This is a genomic window from Maridesulfovibrio frigidus DSM 17176 (assembly GCF_000711735.1).
Lineage (GTDB): Bacteria > Desulfobacterota > Desulfovibrionia > Desulfovibrionales > Desulfovibrionaceae > Maridesulfovibrio > Maridesulfovibrio frigidus.
In genome coordinates, this window is record NZ_JONL01000009.1 from 99,915 (window position 1) to 120,920 (window position 21,006).

General features: G+C 44.5%; 14 protein-coding genes. 13 read left to right on the top strand and 1 reads right to left on the bottom strand.

Annotated features, from left to right (window positions below; all coding sequences use genetic code 11):
* Positions 1-6 precede the first annotated feature (6 nt).
* Genes BR06_RS0116360 through BR06_RS0116385 form a run of 6 tightly spaced genes read left to right on the top strand, consistent with a single transcriptional unit; the run spans position 7 to position 10,245 of the window.
* Positions 7-1,536 (top strand): DUF3131 domain-containing protein, encoded by a 1,530-nt coding sequence (locus BR06_RS0116360; RefSeq protein WP_031484990.1) that lies wholly within the window; start codon positions 7-9, stop codon positions 1,534-1,536.
* The gene (locus BR06_RS0116365; RefSeq protein ID WP_051677146.1) at positions 1,533-2,960 is read left to right on the top strand and encodes a DUF3131 domain-containing protein; all 1,428 of its coding nucleotides are present in this window, start codon (positions 1,533-1,535) and stop codon (positions 2,958-2,960) included. The genes BR06_RS0116360 and BR06_RS0116365 overlap by 4 nt, the downstream gene beginning before the upstream one ends.
* A 10-nt stretch (positions 2,961-2,970) precedes the next feature.
* Complete coding sequence (locus tag BR06_RS0116370) at positions 2,971-4,383, top strand: DUF3131 domain-containing protein (RefSeq protein ID WP_051677147.1); 1,413 nt, start codon at positions 2,971-2,973, stop codon at positions 4,381-4,383.
* Position 4,384: 1 nt separating this feature from the next.
* Positions 4,385-6,298 (top strand): DUF3131 domain-containing protein, encoded by a 1,914-nt coding sequence (locus tag BR06_RS0116375; RefSeq protein ID WP_031484995.1) that lies wholly within the window; start codon positions 4,385-4,387, stop codon positions 6,296-6,298.
* Between the two features lie 11 nt (positions 6,299-6,309).
* The gene (locus tag BR06_RS0116380; RefSeq protein WP_031484998.1) at positions 6,310-7,584 is read left to right on the top strand and encodes an ABC transporter substrate-binding protein; all 1,275 of its coding nucleotides are present in this window, start codon (positions 6,310-6,312) and stop codon (positions 7,582-7,584) included.
* A 9-nt stretch (positions 7,585-7,593) separates the two neighbouring features.
* A complete protein-coding gene (locus BR06_RS0116385) occupies positions 7,594-10,245 on the top strand; it encodes a glycosyltransferase family 39 protein (protein WP_031485000.1) in 2,652 nt (883 codons plus the stop codon).
* Between the two features lie 39 nt (positions 10,246-10,284).
* Here BR06_RS0116385 and BR06_RS0116390 read toward each other — a convergent pair whose 3' ends face one another.
* Positions 10,285-11,082 carry an HAD family hydrolase gene (locus tag BR06_RS0116390; protein WP_031485002.1) on the bottom strand — a complete coding sequence of 266 codons (798 nt, stop codon included), beginning with the start codon at positions 11,080-11,082 and terminating at the stop codon, positions 10,285-10,287.
* A gap of 241 nt (positions 11,083-11,323) precedes the next feature.
* Here BR06_RS0116390 and BR06_RS0116395 point away from each other — a divergent pair, with 241 nt between their 5' ends.
* The 7 genes from BR06_RS0116395 to BR06_RS0116425 all read left to right on the top strand — a co-directional run bounded on the left by BR06_RS0116395 (position 11,324) and on the right by BR06_RS0116425 (position 20,980).
* Complete coding sequence (locus tag BR06_RS0116395) at positions 11,324-11,638, top strand: hypothetical protein (RefSeq protein ID WP_156952724.1); 315 nt, start codon at positions 11,324-11,326, stop codon at positions 11,636-11,638.
* A complete protein-coding gene (locus BR06_RS0116400; RefSeq protein ID WP_031485007.1) occupies positions 11,628-13,238 on the top strand; it encodes a GMC oxidoreductase in 1,611 nt (536 codons plus the stop codon). The genes BR06_RS0116395 and BR06_RS0116400 overlap by 11 nt, the downstream gene beginning before the upstream one ends.
* 27 nt (positions 13,239-13,265) lie before the next feature.
* Complete coding sequence (locus BR06_RS0116405; protein ID WP_031485009.1) at positions 13,266-14,111, top strand: glycosyltransferase family 2 protein; 846 nt, start codon at positions 13,266-13,268, stop codon at positions 14,109-14,111.
* Positions 14,108-14,962, top strand: coding sequence for a TIGR01459 family HAD-type hydrolase (locus BR06_RS0116410; protein WP_051677148.1), 855 nt, complete (start codon positions 14,108-14,110; stop codon positions 14,960-14,962). The genes BR06_RS0116405 and BR06_RS0116410 overlap by 4 nt, the downstream gene beginning before the upstream one ends.
* Positions 14,962-16,305, top strand: a complete 1,344-nt coding sequence (locus tag BR06_RS0116415) for a DegT/DnrJ/EryC1/StrS family aminotransferase (RefSeq protein ID WP_031485012.1) — start codon at positions 14,962-14,964, stop codon at positions 16,303-16,305. The genes BR06_RS0116410 and BR06_RS0116415 overlap by 1 nt, the downstream gene beginning before the upstream one ends.
* Before the next feature lie 41 nt (positions 16,306-16,346).
* Positions 16,347-19,022, top strand: coding sequence for a sugar porter family MFS transporter (locus BR06_RS0116420; RefSeq protein WP_084154213.1), 2,676 nt, complete (start codon positions 16,347-16,349; stop codon positions 19,020-19,022).
* 749 nt (positions 19,023-19,771) lie between these two features.
* Positions 19,772-20,980, top strand: coding sequence for an MFS transporter (locus BR06_RS0116425; protein ID WP_031485016.1), 1,209 nt, complete (start codon positions 19,772-19,774; stop codon positions 20,978-20,980).
* Positions 20,981-21,006 lie beyond the last annotated feature (26 nt).

A 21,006-nucleotide genomic window follows, 5' to 3' on the forward strand; every position in this document is an offset into this window, starting at 1 on the left:
GATTAAATGAAACAACAGAATAAACTTGCCAGACTATTGCAAGTAACCGCACTTGTTACGGTATTATTTGCCCTGTGCGGGTGTAAACTGCATTCACGCTCAGCAAGTAGTGATGATATTTTCACATTCAAAATCGCTTCCGCGGAACCTTCTCCCAGACATGCCGTCGCAACAGGTAGCTTTTGGGAGCAAGAATCCCCTGCGGTTCTGTCTGAAAAAGATATGAACAGCGCAAAACAAGCATGGGCTTATTTCGAGCGCACAATATTTCCAGAAACCGGCCTACCTCAGGGAGCTGTCGGCAGCGACACCCTGACCATGCACAATATAGCCGGATACCTAGCAGCACTGACATGTGCTAAAAGGCTGGAAATAATAGATAGCATCTCTTTTCACACTCGCATGACCAAATTAGTTACATGGCTGAATTCCATGCAATTAAACTCAATGGGTACTCCCAATACTTTTTATAATGCTCGCACCGGGCAGATGATCCAAAATAATGGACAGCAAGGTGAGGATGGACATTCTGCAATCGACATTGGTCGCATGCTCATCTGGTTGCGCATTGTCCGTAACGAATACCCTACCCATGCCGCAGCAATAGACAGAGCGGTACTGCGCTGGAATTTCAGAAGATTGCTTGATGCCGAGGGACTCCTTTACGGAGCATATAAAGATAATTCAGGGCAACTTAATTCTTATAGGCAAGGCCGCTTAGGCCCATTACAATATGCGGCAAAAGGTTTTGCTTTATGGGGTTTCAATGTGAAAGCCTCTATGCGCACTGACCATTATTCGATGGTGACAATTAATGGAATTCTACTTCCATTTGATAACCGTCCTATCAAAGAAGCCGGACTCCCCCGCTCACAAGGTGAACCCTTTCAGATTGGAGCAGTTGTAACTGGCAGTAGCTTGCTTGGCGGAATGGAAATGGGATGGACATCCCCAGTCTACGAAATGGAAAACAATCTATGGCCTGAAGATGATACTTCCCGCCAACTTGCATCGGCATCTTTTGAAGTTCAACAATCCCGATACGAAGTAGAAGGACTACTGACAGCACGAACAGATCACAATCTTGATCACCCTCCATATTTTGTAATAGATTCAGTATTTGCTCTCGGGGAACCTTTTGCCACCATAGATAAATCAGGAAAGAGCCACCCCGAACAAGCGTGTGTTTCCACTGGAGCCACATTCCTACTTTGGGCCATGTTCAATACTCCATATACCGACCTGCTCATGAACGCAGTTCCTGATATGTTTGACAGTTACGGCGGATGGTATGCTGGTTATTACGAAGACAGTGGAATAGCGAACAAATCCATTTCATTAAATGACAATGCCGCCATCCTGGAAGCACTTGCTTTCGTCCATTCAGGCATACTTTATAGAGATTCAACCACACCCGGCTATTGGGAGCTTACTCTTAAAAACGAATCCTTTGAATCACAGGGACTTCCACCGTCGAAATTCCAAATTGAATTTCAACCACTGCTACCTTTGGCAAAAGCGGAGCCGATGCCATGAGAATAAAATTCATAAAATTAATTTCAACGGTTATGCTTCTCGCACTTGTAATTTCTGGTTTTTCAGCCATGTTTCCCGCAAATTCAGAAGCTGATTTCAAGCCAGCGGTTAAGCAGGTTCCAAGGCAAGGTCCGCTCACACCTAGAGAGCAAAAATGGGCAGAAACCGCATGGGATTACTTTAAAAACAATGTTAACCAGCAAACCGGACTCGCGGGAGCACAGCCGAACTACTCCCCTTTCACAATGTGGGATCTTTCAGCACATATAGCCGCAGTTGTTGCAGCCAAAGAGCTTGGAATTATTGACAGCAAAGATTTTGATTCGCGCATTAGAAAAATTGTTTCATGGCTGAATGTCATGGAACTTTTCAGAGGCGACCTGCCCAACCAATTTTACAGTGCGGACAACGGCGCAATGGTAGACTGGTCGAATCAACCTGGCGCACTGGGATGGTCAGCTCTAGATTTAGGCAGACTGCTTACGTGGCTGAAAATTCTAAAAGAACGCTACCCTGAATATGCAGAACAAATTGATAAATCGGTTATGCGCTGGAACTGGTCCAAGCTTATGGACCGTCAAGGTATTATGTTCGGGGCAAGTTACTATCAAAGGGACGCAAACAACCTGATCCACTACGCTGAAGGGCGGCTTGGATATGAAGAATATGCGGCCAGAGGATTCGGACTTTGGGGAGCAAACACAAAGACTGCTTCCAAAATTGATCCTTACTCCACCATAACCATCTACGGAGTTCCAGTTCCTTTCGATGCTCGGGACCCTGAAAATGAACATGCACCGAACTTTGTAGTGACAGAAAATTACGTTCTTGACGGGATTGAACATAACTGGGACCTACCCGGCGATCGTAATACCAATGTGAACCGCCACAGCGATCCCATGCAGGCTAAATTTGCTTGGAATGTATATAAAGCTCAAGAATCACGTTTTCTAAATACTGGAATACTTACTGCCAAAACTGAGGACGCGGTAGATAAGGCACCCTACTTTATCTACGACACAATTCTCGGACAAGGAATCCCGTGGGCAACTTTAAGCCACGAAGGAACCCCAATGCCGGAACTCTCCAGCCTAAACACTAAAGCAGCTCTTGGATTATGGGTTCTATTCAAATCTGATTATACTGACCTTTTGGCAGAGGTTGCCTCCACCATGTACGAACCGGGTAAAGGTTTCTACGTAGGACGTTATGAAAAAACAGGAAAACTTAATCATGCCATTACCCTGAACGGAAATGGTGTAATCCTCGAAATATTACTCTACAAAACTCAAGGAAAGTTGCTGAAATATAGTGATAGCAAAAGTTACTGGGATAAATTCTTTAAAAGTAACTCTCTGCCATCTAAAGCACTGCCACCGTGGAAATATCAACCTTACATAACCATACACAAATATGACCCTTGATGGAGATTTCATGATTCATCGTAAAGCCGCAATATTTCTAATTATGCTCTTTCTGCTTCCAATGCAGGCAGGGTGCGGCGCTATTTATGAAAATATAAAATGTGGGTTTTCTTCTCCTTATGATGAAAACGAACTCGTGCTGACGCAATGTAATATACTGTCCGATAGAGGACAGCTCTTTGCGGAAGTAGCGTGGACATATTTTGAAAAAAACTACAATACTGGAACCGGGCTGGTAAACGCGGCCGAAAACTATCCTTACACTTCCGTTGGAGAAATTGCGGCCTATCTTTCCGCCATGATTTCAGCGCATCGCATGAATATTCTGGATGAAAGATCTTTCTGCCAACGGGTAACTAAACTGATTGAATGGCTTAATGCCATGGAGCTTTATGCCGGAGAATTACCCAACCTGATTTACAATACCAATACAGGACGCATGGTCGGGTTTGACATGAAACCGGGTTCAGCCGGATTTTCCGCACTGGACATAGGACGGTTACTCACATGGCTAAAAGTTTTAAAATCAGAATACCCACTTTTTGCGGAAGGTATAGACCGCGCAGTATTGCGTTGGAATTTTTGTCTTGCCATATCAAGTGATGACACACTTCGAAGCGGGCGCACTGTAAACGGAAAAACAGAATTTATTTACGAAGGCAGGCTTGGCTGGGAAGCATACGCCGCAAGAGGATATGAATTATGGGGACTTAATGTCCGCTCTTCTGTGCCGTCTCCACTTCGCTATATAGAAATTTACGGATACAAAATGCCATATGATCCCCGGAGTTCTATCTCCACGGGAGTACCAGTATATCTAACATCCACACCTTTTTTACTTGAAGGTATGGAGTTCGGATTCTCTGATACTGGAATGCCGGAAGGTCACCCAACAGGAGATGACTCTCTTGAAAGATCGGAAATAGCTAATGGCGTTTATAAAATCCAAGAAGAACGCTATCGCCGCGAGGGCATAATGACTGCCAGAAGTGAAAACGGCGTAGATAAACCACCATACGCAGTCATCGGAACCATCACGGCAGAAGGAAAGCTCTGGCCGACCATTTCACGATCAGGAGAAATGAATTATGATCTGGCTGTTTTTTCGACCCGTGCAATTTTCGGGATGTGGTCGCTGTGGGACACAGAATACACAAACTTCATCATGGCTGCGGCAGCCTGCTGTTTCTTTGAGGAAGGACGAGGATGGCTTGAAGGACGATATGAAAAAAATTGGAGAATCAATAGGGTCATTGTGCTTGAAACAAATGCCATGGTTCTGGAATCTTTGCTTCATAAGCTTACAGGTCCGCTAGTGAGGGTTACTAAAGAACCAAGTTTCATTGATTTTTACATCCGCAAGGAACTACCAATGAGTGATTATCCTAGATGTTTACCGGGCAGAGAAAGAGAGGATTCATAACATGAAATCTTTCCGCATTCTGACAATAACCTTCGCTATATGCTTGATGAGTGCAATTTCAGCAATGGCAGCTTTCGACGGACTGGGCCAGCTAGTTTCCAGCCCGACATTTGCTGAAGCGGTTGCCCTCTATAAAAATGGAAAATTTGAGCCATCAGCCATGATTTTACAAGATCTTGCTGAAAATATGAGAGGACTCTCGCCGGAAGTTAGCGGAATAGTCTTCGTAATGGCCAGCCGCGCAGCAGAAAACTCCGGAAACGCAAGAGCCTACGAATCTTGGGGGATGGCCACAGCTCGCTTTGCGAGAGCCGGAATGTCGTGGAATGAAGTCCGAAAAAACCTAGATCAACAACTTGAAATGGCTAGACTCGGGGCCGCCGGACCTGCGGCGGTAGGAGCAGGACAATCGCCCGGATTTGCTGGCCCGGCAGTAAGTCTTCCGCCAGAAGCAGGACGTATGGCTACAGCGTGGGAATTGTTCGGTCTAAAAAACTACATTAGACCCTCCACCGGACTGCGCAGAGAAAAAACAGCCGATCAAATATGGAACAACATGGGTGATGCAGGACAAGGCCCTGTTACAGTTATTCCTTATTCTGAAGGAGTATGGGGACAAGCTTCGACTAACAGTCCACAACCGAATCTAAACATATCCGGCAGAACCAATCTGCCAATTGTAAAAAAGACCGCAGTGCCCAGAAATCACAGCTCAGCCGCAGCAGCCGCGACAATAGCGGCGGCCAACGATTCAACAAACTCGAAACCCGAATTAAATGAGACCTACCGTGATGCAGCTAGACTCGCATGGAGCTATTTCCAGCGAAATTACCAATCTTCAACAGGATTATACAACGGGCTGGATCTATACTCAGTTACCACAGTCTGGGAAATTGGATCTTCACTTGCCGCACTTAACGCCGCCTATGAATTAGAACTTATAAGTGGTGATGAATTTAAGCAGCGTGCAGGATTAATGCTTCAAACGCTATCATCCATGGATCTGTATAACGACGAATTGCCGAATAAGCTGTATTTTGCCGAGTCAGCAAGAATGATTGGTGAAGATCAAAAGCCAACTTCATCTGGCATTGGGTGGGTCGGCCCAGATGTAGCAAGATTATTGTTATGGCTCAAAAAAACAGCAATACTACATCCAGAATTTAAACCTGCCATAGAAAATATTTTTAATAGAATGCGCACAGAGAGGCTCGTCACAAACGGGTTGATCTACAGCATGAATGTTTATGCAGGAAAGGAAATTACAACGGTTGTAAATGGGTTCGGTCATGGCTCTTATGCAGCTGAAAGCTTAAAAGTTTGGGGCCTCAACGCATGGTCTTCAAGTGATTACCGCAAAACTCTAGGTTACAAAAACATGCTGGGAGTAAAGGTTCCATATGATAAATCTGTAAAATCTCTCCTTTCTTCAAAACCCTTTGTGTTAACCCTTATGGAATTTGGAAAAACAGGAAACGAACAAGATAAACTTATAAGGCGCATCTATGAAGTACAGAAAGCTCGCTACAATAAAACAAAAACAATTACCTGTGTAAGCGATGGAAGGCTGGACCGCGCTCCGTGGTTTGCTACCAGTGCAATAATAGCAAAAAACGGTAAAAAAACGTGGCAATGTATTAGCCCGTATTCCGATAAACCTATTAATCTATTCTGGTCATCGACCGCCATGGCTTTCGGATGGGACGCTCTATACAACACGGCCTACACACGCATGCTAATCGAAAACCTATCCCCTCTTAGTGAGCAAGGTAAGGGTTTTTATTCTGGGAAGTATGACACAGCAGGTGCAAACAAAGCCATCACACTCGAGACCAATGCTCTAATTCTTGAAGCCGCCATGTACAGAAAAATGTCCGGAACTATCACGCCTACGCCAATTAAAAATCGGAAATAGGGAGAACTGCCATGAAATTCATTAAAATTCTAATCCTTGCAGCTATTTTAAGCCTAGCCGCGGCCTGCGCGAAAACCCCTACCCCCGAAAATCCGGCATTACTTACAATTTTTGGCGACGTTAACCGCGTCTTTAGCGAGAACAGCAAAGACCTTGGAACATTGAATGACTTTATGTCTATCCATCCTGAAATTAAAGTTAAAGTTATCCCCGAATATGATGAATGGCAAATCCATGAAAAATCTATGAAAATAATGAAAGATCCTGCGGCAGAACAACCAGACATAATAGAAATGCCGGGTAGCTGGGTTGCGGATTTTACACATGACAATCTTCTTCTACCAATCGGATCATGGTTCAACAAGCTCTCACCCACTGATCGTTCTGACTATCTGAAACCACTTATTGCCGGATACTCCAAAGACGATGAACTTTACGGTCTTCCGGCTCTAGTCGGATTACAATATCTATACGCCCGCAAGGACCTCCTCCCTGAATCAGGAGTACCACACACACTTGATGAACTGATCGCTACTTCTAGATTTATAAAAGAGAAGTTCGGGATTCAAGGCATTATATTCCCATCTAAAGGTCTTAACCTTTATAAATTTTACTACACTCTACTTCAAATTGAGCTACATGGACAAAAATCGGCAAACAGGCTTGAAGCTCACACATCAGCTTACAAAAATTTTACTATACTGGTGAGGGAAAATCAGCCCGACTACGATAAATATGACCATACCACTGCTGAGGGAGAATTTCGCTCAGGACGCGCAGGATTATCTATAAACGGTAACTATGTATGGTTCCTTTTAAGCCAAAGCGCTGAAGTGGGCTTTCCAGTTCACCCGAAAGATGTGCTTGTAGACTTTCTGCCCGTTGCTAACGAATCAGACCGTAAACAGAACTATATCTGGACCAGAGGGTATGCCGTTAACAATAGAACCAAGCACCCAGAACAGGCACTACAGCTATTGAAGTTCCTTACTTCTCAACGCTCTGACTTCTACCGCCTAAAAAACAAATACATACTCCCTGCCCGCAAATCCGCCGCCGTATACGGAGCAAATCTTCCAGCCATGAGCCCTAAACCGGCACAAGCCATGTATGAACAAGGCGAACAGGCTCCGGAAATAGTCAAAGTCAATCAATCTACTCCCGGATGGTACGGAGCAGCCAGCGCAACTCTTGAACTTTTAAAAGAGTCTCTAGCTAAAGACATTGCACCTGAATCCGTAGCTGAAAGAATGATACAGATCGAGAATGGTCTTGCAAATAAATAAGGAGCTGTCATGAATGACAAAGCCAAACACATAGACCTTGCATTATGGGCAATAATGTTACTTGCCACGATCCTGAGGCTTTACTCCATCGGTGATGAAAGTCTTTGGATAGACGAAGGACAGACCGTTGCTTATGCAACAAAATCCTTCAGCGGTATCATTGAATACTGCGCTCGAGACGTTCACCCTCCGCTCTACCTTTTCATCATGCACATATGGACCGAGCTTTTCGGAATATCTGAAACAGCTCTACGACTACCCTCCGCAATCTTCGGAGTTATTGCCGTCTTCTTGACTTTCAAGGTCGGCGAAAAACTCATGAGTAGAAACGCCGCACTGCTTGGAGCTCTTTTCCTTGCAGTCTCATATATGGGTATAAATTTCTCGCAAGAAGCTCGCAGCTACACCATACTACTTAGTGCAATTTTACTTGCCTGCCACGGACTGCTTCTTTTTATAGATAATCCAAGTCGCAAAAACTTTTTATACTACGCTGCAAGCATCGCCCTGATGCTTTACATCCATACTTTCACAGCCTTTATAATTTTATTTCATCAATTATACTTCATAACTAAGTTTACAATCACCCCGGGTCAGCGAATTAAACGACTGGTCGGTTGGATAAGTGTAAATGTTGCGGCACTCATAATTTTCAGTCCGTGGCTGTACTTTCTAGTCAAACAGGTTTTAGCCAAGCTGGGTGGGGAAGGCCCGGGATCATGGGTTCCTGCCCCTGATCTATTCACAGCATGGCGAACATTCGTACAGCTAGCAGGTGGAACCGCACCACTTGCAGCAGTAGCATTCGCTCTAATTCTCTGCCTGATCTCCATCATAATCCCGTCACTTCGACGTATGGTAAAAGACTCCATCCAAAACCAGACAAACAATTCCATGACCGGACTTTTCCTAGGATTATGGTTTACCTGCGCGGTTGCCACTCCCTTCGTATTTTCTCTAATTCTCTCGCCAATTTATGTAGAACGTTATGCGATCCAATTCTTACCCGGATTCTGCCTGTTTGTAGGACTTGTCATAACTCGTATAGCTCCACCAGCACTCAAAGTAGCTGCCCTATGCCTTTTTCTCACGGCCACAACGCATGGATTGTGGCTCTACTACTCATCATATGACAAAGAGCAGTGGCGGGAAGTTGCACAATACGTCAAAGAAAATGTAAAGCCCGGTGAAGCTTTGGTCCTCAGCGCTCCATGGATATATGAACCTTTCGTGTATTACTTCGGAGATGACGGAGATCCTAAAATAATCCCTGCTTTCAGTCATGTAGATTTAAAAAAAGAAACCCAAAATTTTGATAATATATGGCTCATTCAGGCCCATGAATTCTTTTCAGACCCCGATGGACAAGTGCCTGCTTTTCTTTCAGAAAGACGGTTAATAAAGAAGCATAAAGACTTTAAAGAAGGAATTAAAACCAACCCGATATTAGTTCACTTCCAGTCAATCCGAGTAACCAAATATGACGCAGGAAGGATGCAGGATTACCTTAGAAAAGGAAATGCGGTAGAAAATCTTGCTTCTTCTGAACAAGAAAGCATGTTGGTAACATGGCTACCGGATAGTCTGATTATCGAACAGTCAGGCTTTAATATTGCAAACAAAAACAACTCCACTGTAATAAAATCTGGATCAGACACACGGCTACGCTACAGATTCGATTCTCCCGTAAAAATTGGAGAAGGTGCTATATCGTTCAGAATTCTACCGCAATGGAAAGTCGAGAATGAAAAGTACATGCTGTTAATGGCAAAAGGTCCTAAATGGGACAAAGGATCTGTTTTTCTGGAAATGTCTCCAGAAAAGACACTCAGGGCCCTCTTTTTCAAAGATGGATTCACAGGTATGGTGGAAGGCCAGCCTATCGAATTGTCAAAAAATCAGTGGCACAATATTACGATAGACTGGAACAGAGCGTTCGCTTCTATTTATGTTGATGGCAATATTTACGCAAAAGCCGACCTTCCTGTTCCATTTCAATCTGACTTCAAAACGCTGCACCTAGGTGCAGACCATCAGAACCAGTTCCCCGCTCTCGGTGAATATGACGACCTGATGATATTCGACACACCTCTATCCGCGGAGGATGCACATAAATTGTATACTTCTGGTTCAGGCCGTCCGGCATACTGGTATGATCTTGATTTGCAAGGAAGAAGAAGCAGCACGGAAATGGGTAAAGGATTCAGCTCGGGAGAAGATCAGTTCTTCACTTCCGTAACACCGAAAAGCATAGATAATAAAAACGCGGAAGGAAGTGCGTCTTTCACCTTCACTCCAGATTGGTCCGCTGGCGACAATAAGCAAAGGATGCTCTTAGGTTTTTACGGGAAAGCATGGAACATGGGATCAATGTTTTTAGAGAAAACATCAAAAGATTTTCTGCAACTTATTAGATGGGAAAAAGGAATCCCTACATGCGTGGTTGGGCAGGAAATACCTGACTGGAAACAAAACGAACCCCATAAGATTTCCATCTCATGGAGCAAGGCTGGTATATCTATGACATTGGACGGGAAAACGTTCAGCTCCGCTTGTTCACCAAATTCGGAAGCAGGGTTTGAATCCCTGACAATTGCGAATGATGGTAGCGGAAATATTCCAGCTATGGGACGATTTGAAGATATTAGGATTAATCCATAAATACACTACTAAACAGGAGTTTATCTGCCCTCAGTAAACTTAACTACCATTAGAAGAAATGAGTAATTTGCTAAACTCCGCAAAACCTTTTCCTCCCCGATTGTCAGTCATGTATGTCGGGTGTTTTGTAAAATTTTTAAAGTCCAGTATATTAGCCACCCCAATCGAATTAGGAAAATATGTAAACATAGATTCGTCATTAGGAGAATCACCAATATATACGACTTCATCAATAATTGATTTCAAATCTTCATCAAATATCTCTTTAAACATCAGGTGTGTGGTTGTAAGTTTGCTATAATCTCCACACCAGACGTTAACATGGATTGAACTGATATTACCTTGAAAACCGGCCTCAGTGAATATCTTAAGGACCTTTTCAGCATCTGCTTCAGGCAGTGGAGGCACGTCTTCACGGAAATCTATAGCAAGGTCAGTATCACGGTATGGCTGGTCTGCGGCTAAAGCACAGCCCGGGACGGCATCTAGAGCTTTCTGACACAAAGAATCTAGCCGCATCCTATCTTTTAAACGTGTACCTTTTTCGCGCACATATCTTCGGATCATACGCTTTTCTCCATGGTCATAGCGGAAGTAAAACGCCCCGTTTTCACCGATAATACCTTCTACAGGCCACATGCGGGCCATGTGATCACACCAACCAGCAGAACGCCCTGTGACTGGAACAACTTTTCTGCCACTATCGCGTAGCGCTGCGAGCGCTGCGAACGTTTTAGCCTCTAAGCTTCCGTTGTCCGTAAGAGTGTCATCTATGTCTGTAAGAACATATCTGGTCTTCTGCCGAACGGAAATAGGCATTGTCTCTAAGCTATGCATCTCTCCCACTCCATTATGTATATGTAGCTGTACTATTTTGAATCAGATAAGGTCTTTAGTTGACAATCATAAACATAGTAACCATTATTAATAATAATGAAAACCTCTTTATATTATATTAAGGGTATTAACGTTTATTCTTTCTTTTTTCATATAACAGTCTTCCATGTTATTAGTTAAGCTAATTATGTACCGGTAATTAATGTTTAGTAATTTTCACGGATTTGAGCGAGAAATGTATATGCAACAGAGTGAAAAGCTAGGAAAAGAAGCCACAGCCCGCCAAACTAGAGCTGCGCTTCTACATAGACTTATCATTGAAAGCCCATATCATAAGGGTTTAGAGTGTTATCAGGAAGATATTATCAGAGTGGCGGAAAGCCATGGCCAGATAATTCAGACCCTCGACACTCTGCATGAATTACAGCTTGGTAGATCGTCAGGATTTCGCCAAGAGACAAGCACCCGCCCTTCCTTAAAAATTATTAACGAATTTTTGGAATATATTTTTTTCTCTACTCCTGAAACATACAGGAGAATTTCCGGTGGGGAATAATTCTTATGATGTCTGCGTGATCGGCACTGGAGCCAGTGGGGGAATTCTGGTCAAGACGCTGGTAGATAGCGGATTGAGAGTGATTTCAATCGAGCAGGGAGGAGCTCTGCCAGAAGGGTACTTTGCTAAGCCCGACAACTCTGTGGACAGAAATTTCGATATACACCCAGAAGCTAGCTTCCCAATTGATCCCCATGCCTTCGCTTTTCACAATAAACTATACGCGACTCGAGAACAGCTCTCTTCGTATCCCGACATGCCGAATAGCTTTCGCCAATTTCAAATTTTTGCCATGGATGGCCTCACCAACCTCTGGAATGGAGTGGCCGTTCGTTTCTCCGATGAAGATTTTCGTGATTGGCCCATTTCGTACGAAGATCTCAGCCCACACTACGACGCTGTTGAAAAACTTATTCGAGTTTGCGGAACCTGCGAAGGATTAGAAGAATTGCCGGACGGTGATTTTATTCCTGCAAAGGATCTCCGCCCACCGGATATACTAGTTAGAGATGCCTGCCGGAACATGAAAAATCCTAACCTGCGTGCCATAGCCAATCGCAAAGCAGTTGAAACCCGTCCAGATCGCCTTGACTGCTGCAAAAACACAGGCAGTTGTCTTTCAGGCTGTCCGCATAACTCCGTGTATAAATTTTCCACCCGGTTGCTGCCCGAAATACAAAAGTCGGATAATTTTGAGATTAAACTGCACAGCAAGGCCGTGCGGCTTAATTGTTCTGACAATGGCGCCGTTAATGGATTGGAAATTCTAAACACAAAAACAGGTGTAAAAGAGACCATTTCAGCCAAAACTTATGTATTGGCCACCGGAGCTCTGGAAACGCCTCGTATTTTATTTAATTCCGCCACAGCAAAACACCCCGAGGGACTTGCCAATTCATCACAACTACTCGGTACAGGGCTACAGGATAACCCGAAAGTCCTGCTTACTACCTCTCTATGGAAATTGTGGGGATCACAGAAAAGGTATCTGCAGGGATTCGGAGACCACCTCCTGCTATTGGCGCGACCCAAAACAGCTGAAGGAAAATCTTTTCGTTGCATAGGACAACTGGTGCACCAACTACCGGAAGTACCGCTGTATCTTTCAAAGATGAAATGGTGCCCCGCAAAGATTAAGCCCTGGCTGGCCCGACAGCTGTTCCGAAGCTATGTGACTCTTGCCTTTTTTGGCCCGGCCGATCGAAGAAGAGAAAATCGTATCTTACCCTCCAGCCAGAAAGACTCCTTCGGAATCCCGCAAGTTAAGGTTGTTTACAATGAATCTTCACATGAGCAGGACATGCAGCAAGCTATGCTGGAGCTGGCTGGAACAATTCTTAAAAAAGCATCCGCCACCCTGCTGGTCAAAGAAAAAGCAGGGGCCGGCCTAGGGATTCACTATGCAGGAACAGCGCGCATGGATCTGAATTCAAATCAAGGGGTCGTAGATGAAAACTTACGCTGCCATGATCACCCGAATCTTTATATATGCGACGGTAGTGTTGTGCCATTTTTACCGGAAAAGCACCTCACATTAACCCTGATGGCACTTGCCCACCGCTTGGGCCGACATTTGGCTAAAACCACATTTCTCAAATAATTATCTGCATGCTTCAGGAGGCTTCTCATGTTTTCTTTCGTTATTCCATGCCATAACAACATTGAACTACTAAAAAAAACTTTGGCTGGACTCAGTATGAACACGGGTGTTGTGCCTTTCGAAGTCATATTAGTAGATAACAACTCTTTCGATGAAGATATCGATAAAGCATATACTAAATATATTGATTTTCTGGACCTCTACCTTCTGCGCCAACCAAAACTCCCTCATCCCATGGCTGTCAGCCGCGCGCGCAATCTGGGCCTGCGTCTAAGCCGCTATGATTGGATTGTGAATCTGGATTCTGACTGTGTGATCACGCCCAGTTATTTGAAAAGGCTCACGGAATGGGTTCAGAACAGCCATCATGAAAATCCCATTATTGTAGGGCTGCGACGTTTCGTAGATATGAACAATATTACCGACAATGACATCCTCGCTGACAAAGTAAGCTATGATGCTCTGCCGCTAGTGGCGAGTGAAGCCAACTATTCTCAGATTGTGGACCGGCGGGTACCTTACCTCGATAAGTTACAGGATTTAGAGCACCCTTGGGCCTATTTTCATTCCTGCAACCTGATTTACCGCAAAGACTCAGCAAATGCCGTAGGTGGGTTTGACGAGATATTCGATGGATGTTGGGGATATGAAGATATAGACTTTGCCCATCGCATGATCACCCAAACAAATGCACTACCGTGTTATCTTCCCGGTATTGAATGCCTACATCAGGACAGCGAATCATCAAGCACACAAAACCGATTTGACAAAAATTCCAACCCTAACTGGCAACTCATAGCTGAACGCATCCCGGGATATCTGGATTACAAGTCCAAAGAATATTTAAACCTAAATAGCAAAATACAACTATGAAAACATATTCTGGAATTGCGGAAATGGTTGACGATTATCAGGCATTTATACTCGATGTATGGGGAGTCTTGCACGACGGTTTTAATCCCTATCCGGGAGCTGTGGACGGACTGCGCCGCATGCGGAACTTGAACTGCCCTGTTACACTTATATCCAATACGCCTTCTACTGAGTCTGTATTGGCGCAAGAACTCCAGAATATTGGATTCAGCCCTGATCTTTATGACAGCTTGTTTACCTCCGGAACCTTGACCCGTGAGGCTGTAAAAGATGGAGAGGATATAGGTAAAAACTATATGCACATTGGTCCTGAGATACGGGCCGGGCTGATCGACGGACTCGGTTTTAAACGAGTAGACTTATTAAACGAAGCGCATTTTTTGCTGGTTACTGGTCTAAATGATGAACAACAAAATATCGCCTCTTATACAGAACAGCTGGCATGTGCAGCCCGCAACTCTCTCCCTATGTACTGCGCCAACCCGGATCTGAGCATCAGCCATATTGACGGCTCGCAGACTCCGTGCGCCGGAAGTCTTGCTTTGGCCTACGAAGAGTTAGGTGGAGTCGTGCATAAATTTGGAAAACCATATCCAATGATTTTTGAACGAGCCCTGTCTTGCTTTCCAGAAAAGCAAAAAATTGCCCTCGCAGTTGTGGGAGACAGCTTATCCACAGATATCCGAGGGGCAAAAAATGCAGGACTCCCAGCTATCTTAATTACAAGCGGAGTTGCAGCTACTCAAGCAGGAGGCTCGGATCTGACTAAGATTATAAATTTATGTAAGCAGGAAAACCTCAAGCCTGATGCAATTTTGGAATATTTTAGTTGGAAAAAGGAGGACCGCTAATGTCTGCTATTACTATTGATGGCCTTAGCTCAAGCTTGTACGCTTTATATCTACGGCTATTTAAAAATGAGGCCATATCGAAAACTGAACCATTTGTTTTTCGCGATTGTCTGGCCAACCAGAAAATTTCAGAATTTATAGCTGACAGCAAGGGCCATGAACCAAATGTATGGGTCCCCAACCTGTTTTCTGGCAGTGAAAAAACAGATTGTTTCGAATTCGAGCCTGTGCAGCGCATGTTAAGCGAAGAAGAAAAAAATCTATGTGTTGAAGCAGCATCGCGATGCATTAGAAATGGTACATGCATATATGGCCCTGAGATTGACGAACTAACAACGCATCTACAGGATTTTTTGGGCAGCCAACATGTGATCCTCACGTCCAGCGGAACTGCCGCTCTAACAATCGCCTTACTGGCTCTTGATGTTAAGCCAGACGACGAAGTCATTCTTCCTGCCAACAGCTTTGCGGCAACAGAAAATGCGATACTGGCAGTGGGTGCTCGCCCTGTTCTGGCTGATGTATGTGAGCAGAGCCACAATCTCGATCCCGAAAGCGTGGAGAGCTTAGTTACATCCCGCACTCGAGTTATTCTGCCTGTTGACCTTTATGGAGGACTGGCAGGTATGGATGACTTAAAACAGATAACACAAAAACATAGTGTGGCCTTGATTGAAGATGCTTGCCAGGCCATAGGAGTTAGCGGTGTCGGCACTAGTGCCGAGTTTGCAACGCTCAGTTTCAATACGTTCAAAAATTTTTCAGGCTGCGGCAAGGCCGGAGCCTTGATAACAAATAATGCGGAGCTTGCTAAAAAAGCGAGAATGATTGCCTACCACGGTTTCACGCCGAACCATAAGATGCACAAAAAACTGCCAATGGGATTTAATGCACTCATAGATAACTTACAGGCAGCAGTTCTTCTGGCCCGCTTACCTTACCTTGCCATCATTAACTTCCGCCGAATGTTTCTGGCGATGCGCTACAATCGGTCTTTTCAAAAGCTAGAAAACAAAGCCATGCTAACATTGCCTAAACCTGGGCCAAATAATGGATGGCACCTCTACACAATTCTGCTAAAGACTGAAGATTCCCGTAATGATTTAATTTCTTTTCTGGACTCTCAAGGTGTCCCTTCCAAAATAGTCTACCCCTGCTTGTCGCACCAGCAAGATAATGCTTTACGCCAGACACTTTTTAAAAATGTGCATCTGCCCGTAACGGAGGACCTGCAAAGCCGCAAGCTAGCGCTTCCCCTGTTCAACGGGATGACCATTTCGGAACAGGATCAGGTAATAAAAGGTGTTCACGATTTTCTCGGTTTATCACAAGATTTCATGTAATAAAATGGCTAAGTAATTACTTATAGTGGAACCTAGGAGCAATGATGTTATACATCGCCACGGCAATAGCCTCTATCGGAGGGTTTCTTTTCGGGATTGATACCGGCATTATCGCCGGTGTGATGCCAAAACTTAAACAGATCTGGAACCTCTCTCCCGGACAGGAACTAGGTGTCATGGTGGCGATTCTGGCCGGAGCAGTGATAGGTGCGGCTCTAGCTGGTAAAATAGCTGATTACATTGGTCGGCGTGACACGATCATGGCAACAGCCGGTCTGTTTGTTATGGGTAGTTTTTCCAGCGCACTAACCAATTCTCCAGAAATGTTTGTCATATGCCGAGTGCTCGTTGGCGTAGCTCTCGGCGCGGTATCACTTGCAGCCCCTTTGTATATTTCGGAAATTTCACCAACAGGCAAACGCGCCCAACATGTTATCTGCTATCAGGTGGGAATCACTTCAGGCCTACTGGCGGCCTATATAGCATCCGCATTCTTTCAAGACGTCCTACATGGATGGCGTGGGATGCTTCTCATTGGTGCTGTTCCGGGATTTTTTCTGAGTCTGGCTTCCCTAATGCTGGTCGAATCTCCGCGCTGGCTAATGCTTCAGGGGGATGAAGAAGAGGCCCGTAAATCCTTCCACATACTTGGTCATAAGAACATTGATGCAACCATAAAGGAGATACATAAATCTTTAGCTGAACCGACGGGAGATTTATGGAGCCAGCTTTTTACAACTCCGGTTAGATTTGCCTTGCTGCTCGGTGTTAGTCTTTTCTTTTTTCAGCAATTCATTGGAATTAACACCATTCTCTTCACTGCTCCGACGGGTAAAGCTGTCAACACTATGTTTCCTCCGGGAGCAACACTTAATTTTACGCTTACTCTAGGGCTGGTCAATCTAGCCATGACCTTTGTTGCCATATTCCTCGTTAAGCGGATAACGCGTAAGCGAATACTTCAAGCAGGGTTATTCGGAATGGCCTGCTGCCTAATAGTTCTTGCCGTAGCGTCTCACTGGAATGCTTTCGCTCCATGGACAGATCAATTAATCGCCATCACCTTACTTACTTATATTGCCATTTTTTCCTGCACTTGGGGACCGCTTGTGTGGGTCATAATCTCTGAAATATATCCTTTAAAGATTCGTGGTCTGGCCATGAGTATTCCTGTAGCAGCACATTGGCTTTTCGCAATCATTGCCACCTCCGCAGGTGTTATTGCCGTAAATATGCTGCACGGTTCAACTTTGTACTGGATATTCTTTGTTATGGCCCTACTTGGGTTGCTGTTCTTACGCGGGGATTATTTTGAAACAATAAGCTCATCTCTGGAAGTGATCCAGAAACGGCTGCTCACGCGGACAATACCCATACAGAAAAAAAACTTTATCTATTATGTCATCGCCACAGTAGCGGCTACTGGAGGGTTACTGATCGGGCTAAACATTGGAGTCATATCCGGTGCTCTAGTGCTTATCACCCCTGAGTGGAATCTTTCTGCCTTAGAGCAAGGAATGCTCGTCAGTTCGGTCAGCGCCGGTCTTCTGATCGGCCAACTGATTGCAGGCAAGGCGACGGATATCTTCGGACGTCGTTACTTGCTTCTGTCCACAGCAGCTCTGTATGTTGCTGGATCATTCGGCTGTGCCCTCTCAGAATCTCTAACAGAGCTCATCATCGGAAGACTTCTGATCGGTCTGACGATGGGGGTCACTGCCGTAGCTAGTTCTATGTACCTTTCCGAAATTGCGCCTTCAAAGATTCGGGGAAAATTGCTGACTCTAAACCAACTTTGCCTATGTCTAGGATTAATGCTGTCATTCCTCGCTGCGATATATTTTGAATCGTCTGACAATGGTTGGAAATATATGTTTGGCGTGATGGCTATACCTGCTGCAGTTTATGGATGTTGCATGCTTTTCCTTCCAGAATCACCCAGATGGCTGCTTAGCCGTGGCTCAGTGGGAGCTTGCGCAAGAATGATGCGGAGGATGGGCGTGGAAGATACTAAAGCTGCCATGCAAAAATTAAAAGGTGAAGACGAAGCTCCACCTAATGGGCAATGGGCAGACTTGATAAAACCTTGGCTTTTGAAGCCTGTATTACTGGGCTTGCTGCTAATGTATTTGAGTGTCTTTACCGGATTTGACGCCATGATTTTTTACGCTCCTTCAATCTTCAAAGGCGCGGGTTTTACATCCAATACAGCATCATTCATGGCAACATTCGGCCTCGGCGCAGTGAATCTGATCATGACTGCTGTTTCCATGGGAGTTGTTGACAGCATGGGAAGAAGGTCTCTTCTTTTATGGGGAATGGCTGTCATGGCCTTATCTTTAGGTCTGGCCGGACTGTGTTTAGCTCTGACGGGCTTACTCGGAAGCTGGGCTGGTTGGCTGTTGATAGGATGTTTATGTGTGTTTGTCGGAGCCTTCGCAGTAAGTCTGGGGCCGGTAACCGGAGTAATCGTATCGGAAATATATCCCCAAAACATACGTGGTATAACGCTGGGAATTGTATACGCAGCAAACAGCCTGTTCACATTTGTCTTCGCTCTGGGATTTCCCACAATGCTCAACGCTATAGGATATCCAATGACTTTCTGGATGTTCGCCTTAACAGGAGTTGCAGGAGGAGTTCTTTGCTGGAAATACCTACCTGAAACCAAAGGGTTGCCCCTTGAAAAAATTGAACAATACTGGAGAAAAAGCTAATCTTTATTTTGCAGCTATGTGCAAAGACAACAGAAAAAGGGCTTACACTCTATTTAGTGTAAACCCTTTTCTTTCTGTATATTTTCGTGAAAGTAATGCCATAGACGGTTTTCAATAGTGATATCCCGAAAAAAGCATCTTTCTGAAAAAGATCCCAATTCATCCTGCCATAAGAGTCCTAAGCTCTGTACGGAAGGAGCAACACAAACATTTTCTAAATTTATTTAAAAATACTTGCGGACTTATCAAAAAATAAGTCTGGAATATTAAAAACAATAATTTTTAATCTATTGAAACCACACACTCCAATAATTAATGTTATTAAGCAAAAGAGCATCCCCACTCGATGCTTTACATACAGCAATCCACCCAACGCGGGCTTTCCTGTTCTTAGCAAAATGCGATCCAAGTATTTTTTTCAACAATATCAAGCATCTATAGATTTGCGAGCAAATAATAATGGGGCATAATATTATAGGTTTAAAATGACACAACCCTAAGTTCTTCCTTAACAATTATAACAACTACAAATAATCATATATTTCAGCATCTTATAGGCTTGGAACATTTTAACCCACGAAGAAAGATAATTGGATCAAAACGACACACATTAATTCTAAAATCTCTATGTAGACAGCATTTTGTATATATGAGATTTCAGACATATATAAAGACTGACAATATCCAACTTAAGTATCTATAAGAAAGGCTCGTAAGGGCGGTAAACAGTGGTTGCAGGAGGTTTCGGCGTGAGAAGACAATTCAATTTTTTATGGCGAAACAGCCTAAATGAATGCTCCACGGCACAAAGGCGAACAGTTCAAGGAGTTCTTGGAGCCGCTTTTTTTTCCACTTTCGGAGTCGGCGCATTCACGTTCGCCCTATCAGTCAATGCCCAGTCGTCCGGGCTGTCCCCGTCCTGGCTCGGGCTTGCTTTTTCAGGATATTTTCTTGCACGGCTAGTCCTTGCGCCTCTAGCAGGCTATGGTGCAGATTTTATCGGAGCCATACCTCTTCTTCTTGCTGCAACAGGTGCAGGCGCCATTATCCCCGTTCTATATTACATTTACCCCTCAACCGAAGTCCTTGGAATAATTCAGATTTCTCTAGGTTTTTGTGCAGGCATAGTTAAACCCGTGACCATGTCCCTTTTGGGAGAATGTGTGCCTCCGAATAAACGAGGACGTTTATTCGGAGCTTACAATACATGTCTTTATGCAGCCCTTGTTATCAGCCCATTAGTTGGAGGATTGGCCATCAATATTCAAGGAGGAATCGGGCCTTTGATTCTTACTTGTCCCAGCATAGGCATGGGCCTGACATTCTTATTTTTTCTTCGCGCTAAAGCAGTATCACCTACCCATGAAGCAACAAGCAGAACGAAAAAAGAAGGCCCGCCGTGGCGAAACATGGCCTTTATAGCCCTGCTTTTAGCGGTTATTGGCCGTACAATGGGATCAGCTGTTATCATAACATTTTTGCCGCGACTCATTAATGAACGTTTCGGATTAAGCGGCATTCTTGCAGGAGTACTCTTCGCTCTGTCCAATATTGTCATCATTTTAGGCATGCCCATTACAAGCAAGTGGGCCGACATACGTGACAGAACAGGTTTAACCTTTCTAGGAATGGGGCTGTGTGCGGCGTGTTTGTTCGGCTTTGGTCAACCCCTTCCGCTATGGACATTCGCTTGTCTGTCTATTGCCATGGGGCTAGGATCGGCGCTGTCTCTTCCATCCTCCATGTCCCTTGCTGTAGACATAGGATCTGCTAAAGGCAGTATAATGGGAGTTTTTATCGGGGCAGCTAATCTGGGCTTTGTTATTGGACCGAGCCTAGCTGGATTCGCCGCAGAATATGGAAGCATGGCCGATGCTTTTGAACTAACCGCCCTTTTAAGCGGGTTGTGCCTGTTGCCCACATTTTTGATCATGAGCAAAAGACTTTATGTTGAATGATTTAGATGACCACAGGACTTCTCAGG